Annotated in this window: 17 protein-coding genes; 10 read left to right on the top strand and 7 right to left on the bottom strand. The window is 62.4% G+C overall.

The features are described from left to right. Positions 1-7: 7 nt before the first annotated feature. Complete coding sequence (locus MESCI_RS17075; protein WP_013531196.1) at positions 8-2578, top strand: GcvT family protein; 2571 nt, start codon at positions 8-10, stop codon at positions 2576-2578. A 9-nt stretch (positions 2579-2587) separates the two neighbouring features. Beyond that, complete coding sequence (locus MESCI_RS17070) at positions 2588-3943, top strand: M24 family metallopeptidase (protein ID WP_013531195.1); 1356 nt, start codon at positions 2588-2590, stop codon at positions 3941-3943. Here the strand turns inward: MESCI_RS17070 and MESCI_RS17065 are convergent. Together MESCI_RS17065 and MESCI_RS17060 are read right to left on the bottom strand one after the other, a co-directional pair. Beyond that, on the bottom strand, positions 3908-4735 hold the full coding sequence (locus tag MESCI_RS17065) for a phosphate/phosphite/phosphonate ABC transporter substrate-binding protein (protein ID WP_013531194.1): 828 nt from the start codon (positions 4733-4735) through the stop codon (positions 3908-3910). The two genes, MESCI_RS17070 and MESCI_RS17065, sit on opposite strands and share 36 nt — an antisense overlap. Positions 4736-4826: 91 nt before the next feature. Further along, positions 4827-5837 (bottom strand): fatty acid desaturase, encoded by a 1011-nt coding sequence (locus MESCI_RS17060; protein WP_024501297.1) that lies wholly within the window; start codon positions 5835-5837, stop codon positions 4827-4829. 230 nt (positions 5838-6067) lie between these two features. On the opposite strand from MESCI_RS17060, the gene MESCI_RS17055 reads away from it, so the two are divergent. Together MESCI_RS17055 and bmt are read left to right on the top strand one after the other, a co-directional pair. Beyond that, positions 6068-6925 (top strand): helix-turn-helix domain-containing protein, encoded by an 858-nt coding sequence (locus MESCI_RS17055; protein WP_013531192.1) that lies wholly within the window; start codon positions 6068-6070, stop codon positions 6923-6925. A gap of 131 nt (positions 6926-7056) precedes the next feature. Beyond that, complete coding sequence (gene bmt / locus MESCI_RS17050; protein WP_164920045.1) at positions 7057-8079, top strand: betaine--homocysteine S-methyltransferase; 1023 nt, start codon at positions 7057-7059, stop codon at positions 8077-8079. Between the two features lie 15 nt (positions 8080-8094). On the opposite strand, the gene MESCI_RS17045 is transcribed toward bmt, so the two are convergent. The 3 genes from MESCI_RS17045 to MESCI_RS17035 all read right to left on the bottom strand — a co-directional run bounded on the left by MESCI_RS17045 (position 8095) and on the right by MESCI_RS17035 (position 11253). Then, positions 8095-8364, bottom strand: coding sequence for a hypothetical protein (locus MESCI_RS17045; protein ID WP_164919920.1), 270 nt, complete (start codon positions 8362-8364; stop codon positions 8095-8097). Between the two features lie 211 nt (positions 8365-8575). Beyond that, positions 8576-10690 (bottom strand): vWA domain-containing protein, encoded by a 2115-nt coding sequence (locus tag MESCI_RS17040; RefSeq protein WP_013531189.1) that lies wholly within the window; start codon positions 10688-10690, stop codon positions 8576-8578. 2 nt (positions 10691-10692) lie between these two features. Further along, positions 10693-11253, bottom strand: coding sequence for an RNA polymerase sigma factor (locus tag MESCI_RS17035; protein WP_013531188.1), 561 nt, complete (start codon positions 11251-11253; stop codon positions 10693-10695). 156 nt (positions 11254-11409) lie between these two features. On the opposite strand from MESCI_RS17035, the gene MESCI_RS17030 reads away from it, so the two are divergent. Genes MESCI_RS17030 through MESCI_RS17005 form a run of 6 tightly spaced genes read left to right on the top strand, consistent with a single transcriptional unit; the run spans position 11410 to position 13764 of the window. Beyond that, entirely contained in the window at positions 11410-11733 is a 324-nt protein-coding gene (locus MESCI_RS17030) for an ArsR/SmtB family transcription factor (RefSeq protein WP_013531187.1), read from the top strand. After that, positions 11730-12155, top strand: coding sequence for an SRPBCC family protein (locus MESCI_RS17025; protein ID WP_013531186.1), 426 nt, complete (start codon positions 11730-11732; stop codon positions 12153-12155). Before MESCI_RS17030 ends, MESCI_RS17025 begins: the two co-directional genes overlap by 4 nt. Positions 12156-12209: 54 nt before the next feature. Beyond that, on the top strand, positions 12210-12431 hold the full coding sequence (locus tag MESCI_RS17020) for a hypothetical protein (RefSeq protein WP_013531185.1): 222 nt from the start codon (positions 12210-12212) through the stop codon (positions 12429-12431). A gap of 12 nt (positions 12432-12443) precedes the next feature. Beyond that, a complete protein-coding gene (locus tag MESCI_RS17015) occupies positions 12444-12884 on the top strand; it encodes a DUF1801 domain-containing protein (RefSeq protein ID WP_013531184.1) in 441 nt (146 codons plus the stop codon). Positions 12885-12923: 39 nt separating this feature from the next. Then, entirely contained in the window at positions 12924-13316 is a 393-nt protein-coding gene (locus tag MESCI_RS17010) for a VOC family protein (RefSeq protein WP_013531183.1), read from the top strand. A 40-nt stretch (positions 13317-13356) separates the two neighbouring features. After that, positions 13357-13764, top strand: coding sequence for a DUF1801 domain-containing protein (locus tag MESCI_RS17005; RefSeq protein ID WP_013531182.1), 408 nt, complete (start codon positions 13357-13359; stop codon positions 13762-13764). A gap of 2 nt (positions 13765-13766) precedes the next feature. On the opposite strand, the gene MESCI_RS17000 is transcribed toward MESCI_RS17005, so the two are convergent. After that, positions 13767-14945: a BaiN/RdsA family NAD(P)/FAD-dependent oxidoreductase gene (locus tag MESCI_RS17000; RefSeq protein ID WP_013531181.1), complete on the bottom strand. Its 1179-nt coding sequence runs from the start codon at positions 14943-14945 to the stop codon at positions 13767-13769. Positions 14946-15053: 108 nt separating this feature from the next. Next, on the bottom strand, positions 15054-15791 hold the full coding sequence (locus MESCI_RS16995) for a dienelactone hydrolase family protein (RefSeq protein ID WP_013531180.1): 738 nt from the start codon (positions 15789-15791) through the stop codon (positions 15054-15056). Positions 15792-15860: the final 69 nt, after the last annotated feature.

The raw sequence follows: 15860 nt of genomic DNA, 5'->3' as shown, positions 1-15860 counted from the left end.
TATCCAGATGAAATCTCACGTAAAAGCGGTTGTCATCGGCGGCGGCGTCGTCGGCTGCTCGGTTCTCTACCACCTGGCCAAAGCCGGCTGGACCGACATCATGCTGATCGAGCGCTCTGAACTCACATCCGGCTCGTCCTGGCACGCGGCGGGCGGCTTCCACACGCTGAACGGCGACCCCAACGTCGCCAAGCTGCAGGCCTATACGGTGCAGCTCTACAAGGAGATCGAGGAGATATCCGGCCAGTCCTGCTCGCTGCATTTGACCGGCGGCGTGATGATGGCCGATACGCCCGAGCGCATGGACTTCCTGCGCCTTGCCCACGCCAAGGGCCGGTATCTCGGCATGGACACAGAGCTGATCACCCCTTCCGAAGCCAAGGCGATGTTCCCGCTGATGGACGAGACCAATTTCGTCGGCGCCATGTGGGATCCGGTCGAAGGCCATCTCGACCCGTCCGGCACCACCATCGCCTATTCAAAGGCGGCGAAAAAACTCGGCGCCGAGATCGTGCTGCGCAACCGCGTCGTGGAATTGACGCAGGAGGTCGACGGCACCTGGAATGTCGTCACCGAACAGGGCACGGTGAAGGCCGAGCATGTCGTCAATTGCGGCGGCCTGTGGGCGCGCGAGATCGGCCGCATGGTCGGCGTCGAGCTGCCGGTTCTTGCCATGGAGCACATGTATCTGCTCACCGAGCCGATGCCGGAGGTCGAGGAGTTCAACAAATCGACCGGCCGCGAAATGATCGGCGTGCTCGACTTCAAGGGCGAGATCTACACCCGCCAGGAGCGCAACGGCATCCTGCTCGGCACCTACGAGAAGGCCTGCAAGCCGTGGTCGCCGGTCAACACGCCATGGGATTTCGGCCACGAATTGCTGCCGCCGGACCTCGACCGCATCGCGCCGTCGCTGGAAATAGGCTTCAAGCATTTCCCCGGCATCGAGAAGGCCGGCATCAAGCAGATCATCAACGGCCCCTTCACCTTCGCGCTGGACGGCAACCCGCTGGTCGGCCCGGTGCAGGGCCTGACCAATTTCTGGTGCGCCTGCGCCGTGATGGCCGGCTTCAGCCAAGGCGGCGGCGTCGGTCTGGCGCTGTCGAACTGGATGGTGCATGGCGATCCTGGCTTCGATGTCTGGGGCATGGATGTTACACGCTTCGGTGAATGGGCCGGCCTGCGGTACACCAACGCCAAGGTGCGGGAAAACTATTCGCGCCGCTTCTCCATCCGCTTCCCCAATGAGGAACTGCCGGCGGCACGTCCGGCGCAGACGACGCCGCTCTACGACACGATGCTGGCCAACAACGCCGTCATGGGCGACAGCTGGGGCCTCGAAACCCCGCTCTGGTTCGCACCTGAAGGCAAGGAACCCAGGGATATCGTCTCCTTCCATCGCTCCAACGATTTTGGGCCCATCGGCGAGGAAGTGCGCGCCACGCGTGAGCGCGTCGGCGTCACCGAGATCGCCAATTTTGCCAAATACGAAGTCTCGGGACCCGCGGCCGAGGATTTCCTCAACCGGCTGATGACCAACCGCATGCCGAAGACCCGCCGCATCGTGCTGACGCCGATGCTCAACGAGTTCGGCAAGCTGATCGGCGACTTCACCATCGCCAAGGCGGCAGAAGACCGCTTCATGATCTGGGGCTCTTCGGCGGCGCAGAAATACCACATGCGCTGGTTCGAGAAGCACCTGCCGAAGGACGGAACGGTGCGCATCCACCGCTTCGACCAGACGCTGGTCGGCCTGTCGATCGCCGGGCCGAAATCACGGGACCTGCTGCAGAAACTGGTCGATGTCGACGTCTCGACAAAAGCCTTCCGTTTCATGGATTTCCGCGAGATGGCTGTTGGCGGGGCGCCCTGCATGGTCAACCGCATCACCTACACCGGCGACCTCGGCTATGAAATCTGGATGGCGCCGGCCTACGAACGCCTGGTTTACAAAGCAATTAAGGACGCCGGCGAGGAATTCGGCCTTGTCGATTTCGGCATGCGCGCTCTGCTCTCCATGCGCCTCGAAAAGAACTTTCCGACCTGGTTCCGCGAGTTGCGGCCGATCTATGGACCGTTCGAGGGCGCGATGGACCGCTTCATCAAGCTCGAGAAGAATGACTTCATCGGCCGCGAGGCCGCCGCCAAGGAACAGGCCGAGGGGCCAAAGCTGCGCCGCGTCTCCTTCATCGTCGATGCCACCGATGCCGATGTCATGGGCGACGAGCCGATCTGGGCCAAGGTCAGCAAGGACTACGGCACGGTGGAAAAGCCGCATGGCTATGGCGCGCCGCGCTTCGACAAGGGCGGCAAGGAAATACGTGGCTCCAAGGCTGCCGAAGGCGCATCCGCCGTGCGCGGCATCGTCGACGGCGACTGGCGCGTGGTCGGCTGGGTCACGTCGGGCGGCTATGCGCATTATGTGCAGAAGTCGATGGCGCAGGGCTACATCCCCGCAGCGCTTGCCGAGGACGAAAGTGCCGGGCTGTTCGAGATCGAGATCCTCGGTCACCGGCGCCCGGCCCGCATCAATGTCGAAGCGCCCTTCGATCCGAGCGGCGAGAAGATGCGGACCTGAGGTTCGACGATGGACAGCGCGGGGCCGAAGGGCAGCTTTGGCTGCCACCGCAAGATCATGCCGTTCGAGCCGGGCTCGATCGAAGCTTTGCGCGACGCCTCCCGCCAGAAGGCGGGTTCGCTCAACCAGCATGTGCTGGGCTATGGCCCGCAGGCCGAGGCTGAGTGGGCGGCGGCAGGCATTGCCGCGCCCGACCTGGCGGCGATGCGAAAATACCGGCTGGAGCGTATCCGCGCCGAGCTGAAGCGGCGCGGCTATGCCGGCGCCCTGCTCTACGACCCCGTCAACATCCGCTACGCCACCGACAGCACCAACATGCAGCTTTGGGTGGCGCACAATCCGACGCGGCATTGTTTTGTCGCCACCGAGGGGCCGGTGGTGCTGTTCGACTATTTTTCCTGCGAGCACCTGTCCGACCATTCTGGCGTCGTCAACGAGGTGCGGCCGGCGATGTCGTGGATGTATCTCTATGGCGGTGAGCTGACCGAGCAAAAGGTCCGCCGTTGGGCCGCCGGAATAGCCGATTTGGTCAGGGAACATGGTAGCGGCAACAGCCGCATCGCCGTCGACCACATCAATCCCGAAGGCGTCGAGGAGCTGGCTCGCCTCGGCATTTCCATCGGCAATGGCGAAGCAGTGATGGAGAACGCGCGGCTGATCAAATCGCCGGACGAAATCCTCGCCATGCGCCGGGCGATTGTCGCTTGCGAAGCGGCGATGGGCGAGATGGAACTGGCGCTGAAGCCGGGCATTTCCGAGAACGAGCTATGGGCGGAATTGCATCGTGGCAACATCGCGCGCGGCGGCGAGTGGATCGAGACGCGACTGCTGACGTCAGGCCCGCGCACCAATCCGTGGTTCCAGGAATGCTCTTCGCGAAAGATCGAGGCTGGCGATCTCGTCGCCTTCGACACCGACCTGATCGGCCCCTACGGCTTCTGCGCCGACCTGTCGCGCACCTGGCTGTGCGGTGATGCAAACCCGTCGAATGAACAGCGCGCCCTGTTCCGCATCGCCGCCGACCAGATCGAACACAACACGGCTCTGATGCAGCCAGGCATCTCGTTTCGCGACCTCGTCGAAGCCTCGGCGGTGCCGCCGGGTGACTGCTTCCCGACGCGCTACGGCGTGCTCTATCACGGCGTCGGTCTGGCCGATGAATACCCTACCTTGCCGCATGCCAGCGACTGGACATCGGACACGCCGGACGGCGTGCTGGAACCTGGCATGGTGCTGTGCGTGGAAAGCTATATCGGCCGGCTTGGCGGGCGCGAAGGCGTCAAGCTCGAAGAGCAGATCCTGATCACCGAGACCGGCAACGAACAGCTCTCAACCTACCCGCTGGATACGAGGCTGCTCGGTTAGTCCGGCAAGCGCTTCTCGCATTGCCCTGACTGTCTTTTCCGGCGTTGCCCTCGCCGTGATGAACGGCAGGCCTTTGCGCCGTCCGGTCCAGCCGACGATCGCGACTTTCCGCGCTGCTGGCTCGAAGCGCTGCGCCAGCGCCCAGCTTTCGCAGTCGATCGCTGCAACATCGGCCCAGCCCTCGGCAATGGCGACGATTGAAGCGCGGTGACCGCCGCTCTCGCTACGCGACGAAAAGATGTCCAAGCCTTCGTCGGCCGCTCGCAGGTCGCGCGTCAGCGCAATGATGCCCGACATGGAATCGAGGCTGTTGAAGGTGAAGCGCTTGCCGCGGATCAGATCGAGCGGGATGAGAGCGCTGCCATCCGCAGGCGATCGAACTTCCGGTCCCTCGCCTATCCGCATCACCAGAGCGCTCGAATAGAGCTCGCCCTGCCCGCCTTCATAGGCGTCATAGCTCGGCTGGCCGACCACCTGCACATGCCTGGACAGGCCAAGTTCCATCGGCCCCCAGCAGGTCTGCGCGAACAGCAGCAAAGGATGCAGCCACAATCTATGGAAATCGAGTTCATCCGGCGGCAATGTCGCGGGATCGGGTGCGATCAATGCACCGGCAGCATCGCGAATTCCGCCCGGCACCGGCGGCAGGTCGCCATTGCGCCGCACGATGGCTTCCGGCGCGTCGATCCCCTTTTGCCGAAACGCATCGCGCAGCAGCACCCATTGCGCGTCGACCTCATCGCGCATTTCGGGCCAATCATACATCGGCAACGCCGCAACCAATTCACTCATGCCGATATCAAATCATCATGTCTGGAAAAAGGATCGCGAAAACGCGGCGTCCAATCAGAATTGGCCGACACGGATTCCGGGTAGGCCGGAATTATTCCTTGGGCGGCTCGGCGGGAACCGGCGCACTGCCGAGCCCGCTGATGCTGCGCGCCCTGATGCGCGGCTTGAAGGCCCTGCCCGGCTCAGGCGCACGCCGCAGCACCGGGTGCACGATCGGCTCTTTCGCCTTGAACGCATAGGCTTTGACCAGCGCGAAATAATTCGGATAGGCATAGCCATTGTTCATCCGCAGCCATTCCTCACGGCGGTCGCGAAACAGCTTGGGCAGCTTGTACCAGGCCACGGTCGGGGTCTTGTGATGGACGAAATGCAGATTGTTGTTGAGGAACAGGAACGACAGCGGCGAGCGCTCGACGATCACCGTACGGCCTTCCGGATGTTCCGACCATTGATGCTCGGCGAACGTACGGATCGAGATCAGCGACTGGCCGAGCCAGACCGGCACCAGAATGTAAAGCCACAGCGGGATGCCGAAGCCGAACTGAACGATCGGCAGCACGACGGCCAGGCCGATCGCATGCAGCAGCCAGGCCTTGCGGATCGGCTTGTCGCCGGCGATCACCTGCTTGGCATCGTCGATGAAGAAGCCGACGCAGGACAGCCACGGGCCGAGCACGAAGCGGCCTGCCATGGTGTTGTTGATCTTGAGCAGGAATTTCATCGTCGGCGGCAGCTCGTCATGCTGCCAGAGCGCCTGATAATAGCTTTCCGGGTCATCGAGCGGGTCGGTCAGCCGCTCGTCGGCGTGGTGACGCAGATGAATGGTCTTGAAGCGGCGGAACGGCCAGACCAGACCGATCGGCAGAAACACGAAGGCTTCGTTGACCCGCGCGTTGCGCGTCGGATGCCCGTGCAGCACTTCGTGCATGATCGACGACTGCAATGCGGCGGTGAAGGCGAGGACGGCGAGCGCCAGGACGGGATAGGAAGGCCAGAGCAGGAAACCGGTGGCGAGCCATGTCGCGTAGCAGAAGAAGGCGAGTACCACGGTTGGCCACTCAATGGCCCGTACGCTGTGTCGCCTGATGCTCTTGCTCGTCATGCTATCGACCACTGCCCCTCAGTCGCCGGAATCCCAATTGATTCCTGACAGCATTGTGTCAGGAGAAATGATTCCACTCAACGAGACAAAGTGCACAAACTGTTGCGATTGCGCATTTTTGACCGCACATGTTATACATTGTAAACAGACTTAGGGATTCATTTACGCCTAACGCCACCCTAGGAGCGGTTCCGGCGCAAATTTTTCCTCAATCCAGGTGGAGCACGGACATGGACAAGCGCGACCTGTCGACGATCTTCCGCGAGCGACTGAAAATGCTCTTGACACGCTCCGACCTGAACCAGTCGGCCTTCGCAACCGCGGTCGGCATCGACCGCTCGGCGCTGTCGCAACTGCTGTCGGGCGCCTCGACGCGCCTGCCCCGCGCCGAAACACTGCTCAACATCGCCGCCGAGTTCAAGGTGTCGCTCGATTGGCTCCTCGGCCTCAGCCAGGACGAAGGTCTCACCGGCGAAATCCGCGAAAGCCTGGAGATCGAAGAGGCACCGGATGGTTTCGACCGCACGCTGTTGGCCAAATGGCATGCCGAGGCGGCAGGCACCAAGATCCGCTACGTGCCTGCCGGCATTCCCGATCTTCTGCGCACCGAAGCGCTGGTCGACTACGAAGCCGGCATCGCCAACAAGAGCCGCCTGGCGCAGGCCGGCGAAACGCAATACCGCATCGACTACAACAGGCGGCCTGAGACCGACATGGAAGTCTGCATGCCGCGCCACACGCTGGAGATATTTGCCCGCGGGCTGGGTGTCTGGGACCGTTTCCCCGAAGCCGACCGGCGCGCGCAGCTGCTGCACATGGCGACGCTGCTCGACGACCTCTATCCGACCTTCCGGCTGTTTCTCTATGACGGGCGCATGCGCTATTCGATCCCCTACACCATCTTCGGACCCTATCGCGCCGCCATCTATGTCGGCGACATGTATCTGGTGCTCAACGCCACTCAGCCGATCCAGACGCTGATCCAGCACTTCGACAATCTGATCCGGGCCGCCGACATCAATGCGCACGAGGCGTCCGGCTTCGCGCACAGACTGGCCGGCATGTCGTTCCCAACAGGCACTGTCTGATCTTCGGCAACAATGATCCTTCGGACGGAAACCGGCCTCCGCATTGGTGGCCGCGTTGCCGCCATTCCATTGACTACACATAAAGACTTCTTTATATCCTTATTCGACTTCGAAACATGAAAGCCAATCCGATGACGACCACCAACCCGATCGATGCTCTGCTGGCCGAAAAGGGCGTGCTGCTGGCCGATGGCGCCACCGGCACAAACCTGTTCGCCATGGGGCTGGAAGCCGGCGAGGCGCCCGAGCTGCTCAACGAGACGGCGCCCGACACCATCACCAGCCTGCATCAGAATTTCGTCGATGCCGGGGCCGACATCATCCTCACCAACTCGTTCGGCGGCACCCGCCACCGGCTGAAGCTGCATCATGCGCAGGATCGCGTGCATGCGCTGAACCAGCGCGCCGCCGAGATCGCGCGCGCCGTCGCCGACAGAGCTGGCCGCAAGGTGATCGTCGCCGGTTCGGTCGGACCGACCGGCGAATTGCTGGTGCCGCTTGGCGCCATGACCTATGACGAGGCGGTCGACGCCTTCGCCGAGCAGATCGAGGGTCTCAAGGAAGGCGGCGCCGAAGTCGCCTGGATCGAGACGATGTCTGCTCCCGACGAGATCCGCGCCGCCGCCGAGGCTGCCATCCGCGTCGGCCTGCCCTACACCTATACCGGTTCCTTCGACACCGCCGGCCGCACCATGATGGGCCTGCTACCCAGGGATATCCACGGCGTCACCGACGGGCTGTCGGCGGCGCCGCTTGGCGTTGGCGCCAATTGCGGCGTCGGCGCGTCTGACATCCTGGCCTCGCTGCTCGACATGACCGAGGCGAAGCCGGAGGCAACGGTGATCGTCAAGGGCAATTGCGGCATTCCCGAATTCCGCGGCACCGAAATCCATTATTCCGGCACACCCGAACTGATGGCCGACTATGTCAGGCTCGCCGTCGATGGCGGCGCCAAAATAATCGGCGGCTGCTGCGGCACCTCGTTCCAGCACCTTGCCGCCATGCGCAAGGCGCTCGACGCGCACACCAAGGCGGACCGTCCGACGGTTGCCGCGATCGTCGAGCGCATCGGCCCGATGCGCAACAAGGTGGCGACGGAAAATACCGCCGAGACCAGCGAAGCCCGCCGCGAGCGCCGCCGCAGCCGGGCCTGAGCTTATCGGTTTCGATTATTCGCTGTTGTCGGCGTAGCTCGACTGCGCCGACTTGAAGTCGACCACATTGTCGCTGTGCATCGTCATCAGCGCGCCGTATGAAACCGGATCGGTTATCTGCTCCAGCATGATGCGGAAGCGGTCGTTGGTCAGCGCCGACATGGCGGTGTGGCGCGCCTGCGCGACATCGTCACTGATACGCCTGGATTCCGATGATGGGACCGATGAAACCGCCGAAGCATCTCGTGCCGGCGGTGTCGGGTTGGCGATAGTCCTGATCTGCAATTTCGGCTCCCTCAAGCCCGGTACACCTGTCCTGCGTAACAAGCAGGGGGTTGCGATCCGCTACCGGAAATGCCGCGCAATTTAACGACCTGGAGATTCTCCGAAAAAAGGCCGGCAAGGGAATGAACCCCTCGCCGGCATGCCTCACCCGCCCGCGGTCGGTTTCCCCTGTCAGAACGATCCCATCTGAAAGAACCGGCCGTCATCACCACTACCGATTACCGCCCAGCGCCGAGGCAAGGCGCACAAGCGAGAGGAACTCGGACCTGTACCCAAACGGGTCGGCTCCTCGAGCGGCAGTGGCGATCTCCATGATCTTGTCGTAACCGAACTTCGCGGTCGCATCCTCGTCGCGCAGCTTCTGGCCGAAGGCGGCGACCGCGACGGAGAAGCGCTGGTCGGTGCTGGCCTGGTCGAAAGACGAGATCTCGTTGGCCGAGGTCACCGGCGTGGTGATCAGCTTCGAGACGTCTTCATTCGGCAGCTTGTAGCGGATCTTGACGAAGGCATATTCGTCCGCATTGGCAACGCCGCCATTGTCCACCGACGCCTGGCCATAACGCAGCGCGTCGATCTGTTCGCCGCCGCTGCCCTTTGGCGTGATTTCATAGATCGCGGTGACGGAATGGCCCGAGCCGATATCGCCGGCATCGACGCGGTCATTGTTGAAATCCTCGCGGTTCAAGGCGCGGGTCTCGTAGCCGATCAGGCGATATTCCGAGACCTTGTTCGGATTGAACTCGACCTGGATCTTGACGTCCTTGGCGATGGTGAACAGCGTCGACGATGCATCTTCGACCAGCACCTTCTCGGCTTCGGCCAGCGTGTCGATATAGGCGGCGGTGCCGTTGCCGTTCTGGGCGATGGTCTGCATCATCTGGTCGTTCAGATTGCCGCGGCCGAAGCCGAACACCGACAGGAAGACACCGGTCTTGCGCTCTTTTTCGATCAGCCGCTTCAGATCGTCGTCGTCGCTCTGGCCGACATTGAAGTCGCCGTCGGTGGCGAGCATCACCCGGTTGACGCCGTCCTTGACGAAGGATTTCTGCGCCAGCCTGTAGGCTTCCTTGATGCCCGCCTCGCCGGCCGTGCTGCCGCCGGGCGTCAGATTGTCGATGGCACTGAGGATCTTGTCCTTTTGGGACGCCTTGGTCGGCTCCAGGACCGTGCCGGCGTCACCCGCATAGGTGACGATCGAGATGGTGTCGTCGGCCTTCAGCTTGCTGACCAGCAGCCGAAAAGCCGATTTGAGCAGCGGCAGCTTGTCCGGCTCGTCCATCGAGCCCGAGACATCGATCAGGAAGACCAGATTGGCCTTCGGCTGCTCGGTCGGCTTGACGTCAAAACCCTTGATGGCGACATGCATCAGCCTGGTATGCGTGTTCCACGGCGTCGGCATGACGCTGACGGTCGAGTTGAATGGTGTCGAGGCCGACTCCGGACCCTTCCAGTCATAGGGGAAGTAGTTGATCATCTCCTCGACGCGAACAGTATCGACCTGCGGCAGGGTGCCCTGCTTCAGCGAGCTGCGCACGAAGGAATAGGAGGCTGTGTCGACGTCGATCGAGAAGGTCGAGACCGGATCCTCGAGTGCCGCATGCACCGGATTGGTCTTGAAATCCTCGATGCGGTCGCGGTTTTCCGGTTGCGGCTGCATCTGGTCGGCCGGCAAGGTCGACGGCTGCTGCGGCGCCATCAGCTTGGACTCGGCCGGCATGCGGGCCCGCGACGTACTGGGCGCACTTACGGCGCCATCCAATGCGAATTCGCCTGTCGGTGCCGGTGGCGCAGGCTCGGCCAGCACACCGCGCTCCAGTGCATTCTGTTGTGCCGCGCCGGAAGCAACGGTCGATTCGGATTTCTGCGGCGAGGCCGGCGCCACAAGCGCATCGGCCGCGTCGCGGCTTTCCACATCGGCGTCGGCCTTCTTGTCTTTCTCCAGCTCGCTGCGAGCCGGCTTCGGCTCGGCGGGCGTCGGCTTCACGGTCGCCGGCTTGTCGGCCAGCGTCTCGGTGATTTTCTCGTCGCCGCCGAATTTCGGCGGCTGTTCCCTCAGCATATGGAAGGTGGCGTATCCGGCGATCGGCAGGGCGACGAGCCCGGCAAGAACCGGCGTGGCAATGAGTTTCTTTTGCATGATCTCGCTCCAGAGCTTTTGTGCTCGCTCTGTGAGACGAAGCCCGCCAACCGATCCTTGGGTAACGGCAGAAATATTTTCCTGATCGTATGCACGCAGGGCGGCTTCGAAAGCACGTGCCTTGGCATCCTTGGCGGGCGCCGGCGCCGCTATATCGCGCAGTCTGTTGAGTTCGTTGTCGTCAGCCATGGTCACACTTCCCCGGCCGCGCGCATCAGCGTCTTCAGCCGTTTCTTCGCTTCATGGATGTGCCAGGAAACCGTCGTCTCCGAGATTGTCATCGCCTCGGCCGCGGCCGCATGGCTCAACCCTTCGCCATAGACCAGCAGCACCGCGTCGCGCTGCTTGTCCGGCAATCGCCGGACGGCCGCCCACAGCGCTTCGGCAGGGTCTTCCGGTTCGACCGACGCCTCGCCCGAGATCAGTGCATGGACGCCATAGGCCTCAGTCTTCACGGTCTCGCGGGCGGACTTTCTCATCACGTCGCGCGCGGCGTTCATCGTCACGGAATAGAGCCATGTGGTGAAGGCGCCGCCGCCGCGATAGTCGCGGATCGCTTTGCCCAGCCTGACGCAGACTTCCTGGGCGATGTCTTCGGCATCGGCCTTCCTGCCGCACCAGCGATAGGCGGCGCGATAGACGAAGTCATAGTGCCTTTCCAGCAATGTGCTGAAGGCCCTCCTGTCTCCGCCCTTCGCCCGCCCGATCAGTTCGGCGTCGGAGGCTTCGCTCTCATCCAGCATCATCGCCATCATTTGCCTGTTGGACGAAGGCTAATGGCTAATCCTTGGGGCAATGGAAAGATTTTTTTGAAAACCGTCGGATCGGGACCGCCAACACCCCCGCTTGACATATCCATATCTCGACAGTTATACGTAAATCAATAGCCACAGGGTTATCGATCCCGGATGACGAACGCTCACGATGTCCTCTTCAGAACGCTCTCCGATCCGACGCGTCGCGCGATCTTCGAGCGCCTGTGCCGGCAAGGCGAGCAGACGGTCGGCGCCCTGACGGCTCAGTCGGGGGTCTCTCAACCTGCAGTGTCGAAGCATCTCGGCGTGCTCAAGCAGGCCGGGCTGGTGCGCGATCGCCATCAAGGACGGCAGACCCATTATAGCGCCCAACTGGCAGCACTTTCCCCACTGACCGACTGGACGAACCAGATGAACGCGTTCTGGCAGAGCCGGTTCGACGATCTCGAAAATTTGCTCAAAAGAATGGACCAATGACCAACATTGCGACCGAAACGCGCTCTGTCATCGTCGAACGTGAGATCCCCTATCCGCCGGAAAAAATCTGGCGCGCGCTGACCCAACCGCATCTGATCGAGGAATGGCTGATGAAGAACGACTTCAAGCCAGTCGTGGACCACCGTTTCAAGCTGCGGAAGGAACCGCAACCTGACGTAAGCATCGTTGTGGACTGTCAGGTAACAGCCGTCGAGTTGAACAAGACACTGTCCTACACGTGGCAGGCCTATGGCCTTGAGAGTGTCGTCACCTGGACCCTCGTGCCAACCAGCACAGGCACCCGGTTGCGTATGGAACAGTCCGGCTTCCGGCCGGATCAGGAGCAGGCGTATCGGGGCGCGACGAGCGGGTGGCGGCAGTACTTTGCAAATCTGAGTCAGGTCCTGGCGCGGATAGATTGAAACCCGCAGGTGCGGATCGGTGGTCCGCACCGGCTGTTTTGACAGGAGGATCTATTGGACTGGAACAAGTGGGTTCGGCAAATGCATCGCTGGCTGTCGATCATCTTTGCGCTGACCGTCATCGCCAACTTCGCCACCATGGCATTCAGGCAGCCTCCCGCCTGGGTGGTCTACTCGCCGCTCCTGCCGCTCCTCCTGCTGCTGCTCAGCGGCCTGTACATGTTCGTGCTGCCCTATGCCGCCAAGGGACGCGGCGTGCAGCGTGCCGGCGGGTAGGAGTGGGGCAGAGTGGCCAAGACGCAGGGACAATCGACCGAAGCCAAGGCTGCGCCAGTGCTGCTCTCCGGCGGCAACCCGCAAATCGCCAAGGGCGACGGCGACGCCCCGGTGCAGGCCTATATCGCTGCGATGCCGGACTGGAAGCGCGGCCTGGGCGAGCGCCTCGACGCGCTCATCGTGGGCAACGTGCCTGACGTCCGCAAGGCCGTGCGATGGAACTCACCCTTCTACGGCATCGAAGGCCAGGGCTGGTTCGCGAGTTTCCATGTATTCACCCACTATGTGAAGATGACCTTTTTCAGTGGCATCTCATTGCAACCGATCCCACCAGGCGGCACGGCCAAGAGCAAGGATGTGCGCTGGATCGACATCCGCGAAGACCGGTTCGACGAGGCGCAAATGGCGGAATGGATCAAGCAGGCCGCCGCCCTGCCCGGCTGGACCCCGTAGCGGCCACAGACGCAAGAATACGACAGAGGAGAAAGAGCGATGAAGATCAAGCTGACCAGCGTGTATGTGGACAACCAGGAAAACGCATTGCGCTTCTACACCGACGTGCTGGGCTTCACCAAGAAGGCCGATTTCAGCAACGGGCCCTATCGCTGGCTGACAGTGACCTCGGCTGAAGAGCCTGATGGAACCGAACTGCAGCTCGCGCTCAACGACAACCCGGCCGCCAAAGCCTATCAGGAAGCCATCTTCCAGCAGGGTCAGCCTGCGGTCATGTTTTTCACCGACGACGTCAAGGGCGACTACGAGCGCATCAAGGCGAAGGGTGGCGCGTTCACCATGCCGCCGACCGAGGTGACCGGTTCAACCATCGCCCAGCTGAACGACAGCTGCGGCAACCTCGTTCAGATTACCCAACTGGCGCGCTGGTGACAGGCAGCGGTTGAACGCGTCGACGCACAGGAGACACCAAATGACCCCCTCGCAACAGATCGACCAGCTGATCGCCGGTCTCTCGGACTGGCGCGGCGAGACGCTCGCCGACATCCGCAAGACCATCCTTGCAGCCGACCCGGACATCATCGAGGAGTGGAAGTGGATGGGCAGCCCGGTATGGTGCCTCGACGGCAACATCGTGGTCGGCAACGCCCACAAGGACAAGGTGAAGCTGACCTTTTCCCATGGCGCCAGCCTGCCGGATCCCGACAGGCTGTTCAACAATGGTTTTGGCGGCAAGGTGTGGCGGGCTATCGATGTGTTCAAGGGCGACACGCTCAATGAGAGCGCTTTGAAAGAGCTCGTCCGTGCCGCCATCGATTACAACAAGGCCAAAAAGAAGAAAAAGGCGCCGGCAGCTACTGGGGCGGAGCCACGGAAGTAAGTCTATGCTGCCTGGCCTGCCACCCAGCCCGACGACCATGCCCACTGGAAATTATAGCCGCCCAGCCAACCCGTGACATCGACGACTTCGCCGATGAAAAACAGGCCCGGCACGGACTTCGCCTGCATCGTCTTCTGGTCCAGCCGGTTGGTGTCGACCCCGCCCAGTGTCACTTCGGCGGTGCGGTAGCCCTCAGAACCGGCAGGCTTGATGCGCCAGTCATTGACTGCGGCAGCTATGGTTTTGATCTGGGCGTCCGCAAGATCGGCGAGGTTGCCGTCGATCCCGGTGCGTTCGGCGATCGACTGCGCCAGCCGCTTCGGCAGGTGATTTGCCAGCACGGTCTGCACCGCCTGCCGCCCATTACCGCGCTTGGCACTACGAATGAGGTCCGCCACATCAACTCCCGGCAGCATGGCGATGCGGATTTCGTCGCCCTCGCGCCAATAGGACGAGATCTGCAGGATGGATGGTCCGCTGACGCCGCGATGCGTGAACAGCATCGCTTCGGAGAACTGCGTCTTGCCGCAGGCGACTTCCGCGTCGACGGCGTTGCCGGCCAGCGGCGCCAGCCGTTCGAGCGTGTTTGCGTCGAAGGTCAGCGGCACCAGCGCCGGCCGCGTTTCGACGATGGCAAGCCCAAACCGTTCGGCAAGCTCGTAGCCGAAACCGGTCGCCCCCATCTTGGGGATCGACTTGCCGCCGCAGGCCACGACCAGAGACTGGCAGCTAATCGTGCCCGTGGAGAGAGTGAGCACAAACCCCTCCACGATTTTGCGGACATCCTCAACGCTGGTCGACAGCACCAGTTCGGCGCCCTTGTCCTGCATTTCCGAGACCAGCATGTCGATGATCTGGCGTGCGGAGCCGTCGCAGAACAACTGCCCAAGCGTCTTTTCGTGATAGGCGATGCGGTGGCGTTCGACGAGGGCGATGAAATCGCGTTGCGTATAGCGGCTGAGCGCCGAAATGCAGAAATGCGGATTGCCCGACAGAAAATTCTTCGGGCTGGCATGGATGTTGGTGAAATTGCACCGGCCCCCGCCGGAGATGCGGATCTTCTCGCCAGGCGCCGCCGCATGATCGAGGATCAGCACAGAACGGCCGCGCTTGGCCGCCTCCACGGCGCACATCATTCCGGCGGCACCCGCGCCGATGATCACGACATCATAGGATTGCATCAGGCTGTTCGTTCCCGCTCGGCCCACTCATCCGGCGCAGCGCATTTGTGCTGCCTGATACCGCGAACGGGGCGGACAGCCAACAGGCAAGAACAGCCAGGCAAAGGCTCAGATCAGCGTCTCTGCGAACAACGTCGTCAAGCGCTTCCAGTGGCGTTCGGCGCCCGCGGCATTGAAAACGCTGTGATCGGGCACGCACCAGCCATGCGCCATGCCGGCATAGTTCTCGATGACATGATCTACTTCCGCAACCCTGAGCGCCTCGGCCAGCCGCGCCGACTGTTCTGGCGGGAAACTCCTGTCGACGCCGGATGTGCCGACATAGACACGCGCCTTGATCGAGGCTGCCTTGCGATGCGGGCTGTCGGCGGCGTCGCTGGCGAGATTGCCGCCATGGAAGCTTGCGGCCGCCCTTATCCTGTCGGGATAGGTAGCGGCGGCATTCAACGCCCGGCCGCCACCCATGCAATATCCCACCGTGCCGATCGGCCCAGTGATGCCTTCCGCCGCAAGCGCCTCAAGGAACGCACCGCTGTCGCTGATGGTCATGTCCTGCGTCGTGCCGGTGACCAGCGCCATCAGCGGGATTTTGGTCTTTTCCTCGGCGAAGGCGGTCTTGGCGTCGAACGGCCCGTAGGGTGCATTGCGGTAGAACAGGTCGGGCACCAGCACCGCATAGCCTTCATTCGCCAGTCGCTCGGCCATACTGTCGAGCGCCGGCCGCGGACCAAAGGCGTCCTGATAGAGAATGACGCCGGCCTTGGCAGGAGATGCGTTTGCCGAGCGGAAAAGCCCGGCATTGGCAACACCATCCCTGGTCTTGATCTGAAGGTCGTGTTTCGTCATCGCTCGCTCCGTTCGACAGATGCGCGATACATATCCGCGCAAGCCTATACGGCAAGGCGCTCCCTGAGC

Origin of the sequence: Mesorhizobium ciceri biovar biserrulae WSM1271, assembly GCF_000185905.1 — a bacterium.
Classification (GTDB): domain Bacteria; phylum Pseudomonadota; class Alphaproteobacteria; order Rhizobiales; family Rhizobiaceae; genus Mesorhizobium; species Mesorhizobium ciceri.
This window is presented reverse-complemented; position numbering and strand designations above follow the sequence as displayed.

What these genes read in the sequence shown, in the direction of transcription:
- MESCI_RS17075 (WP_013531196.1), top strand. Translation starts at nt 8, where the DNA reads ATGAAATCTCACGTAAAAGCGGTTGTCATCGGCGGCGGCGTCGTCGGC.
- MESCI_RS17070 (WP_013531195.1), top strand. Translation starts at nt 2,588, where the DNA reads ATGGACAGCGCGGGGCCGAAGGGCAGCTTTGGCTGCCACCGCAAGATC.
- MESCI_RS17065 (WP_013531194.1), bottom strand. Translation starts at nt 4,735, where the DNA reads ATGAGTGAATTGGTTGCGGCGTTGCCGATGTATGATTGGCCCGAAATG.
- MESCI_RS17060 (WP_024501297.1), bottom strand. Translation starts at nt 5,837, where the DNA reads ATGACGAGCAAGAGCATCAGGCGACACAGCGTACGGGCCATTGAGTGG.
- MESCI_RS17055 (WP_013531192.1), top strand. Translation starts at nt 6,068, where the DNA reads ATGGACAAGCGCGACCTGTCGACGATCTTCCGCGAGCGACTGAAAATG.
- bmt (WP_164920045.1), top strand. Translation starts at nt 7,057, where the DNA reads ATGACGACCACCAACCCGATCGATGCTCTGCTGGCCGAAAAGGGCGTG.
- MESCI_RS17040 (WP_013531189.1), bottom strand. Translation starts at nt 10,690, where the DNA reads ATGGCTGACGACAACGAACTCAACAGACTGCGCGATATAGCGGCGCCG.
- MESCI_RS17035 (WP_013531188.1), bottom strand. Translation starts at nt 11,253, where the DNA reads ATGGCGATGATGCTGGATGAGAGCGAAGCCTCCGACGCCGAACTGATC.
- MESCI_RS17030 (WP_013531187.1), top strand. Translation starts at nt 11,410, where the DNA reads ATGACGAACGCTCACGATGTCCTCTTCAGAACGCTCTCCGATCCGACG.
- MESCI_RS17025 (WP_013531186.1), top strand. Translation starts at nt 11,730, where the DNA reads ATGACCAACATTGCGACCGAAACGCGCTCTGTCATCGTCGAACGTGAG.
- MESCI_RS17010 (WP_013531183.1), top strand. Translation starts at nt 12,924, where the DNA reads ATGAAGATCAAGCTGACCAGCGTGTATGTGGACAACCAGGAAAACGCA.
- MESCI_RS17005 (WP_013531182.1), top strand. Translation starts at nt 13,357, where the DNA reads ATGACCCCCTCGCAACAGATCGACCAGCTGATCGCCGGTCTCTCGGAC.
- MESCI_RS17000 (WP_013531181.1), bottom strand. Translation starts at nt 14,945, where the DNA reads ATGCAATCCTATGATGTCGTGATCATCGGCGCGGGTGCCGCCGGAATG.
- MESCI_RS16995 (WP_013531180.1), bottom strand. Translation starts at nt 15,791, where the DNA reads ATGACGAAACACGACCTTCAGATCAAGACCAGGGATGGTGTTGCCAAT.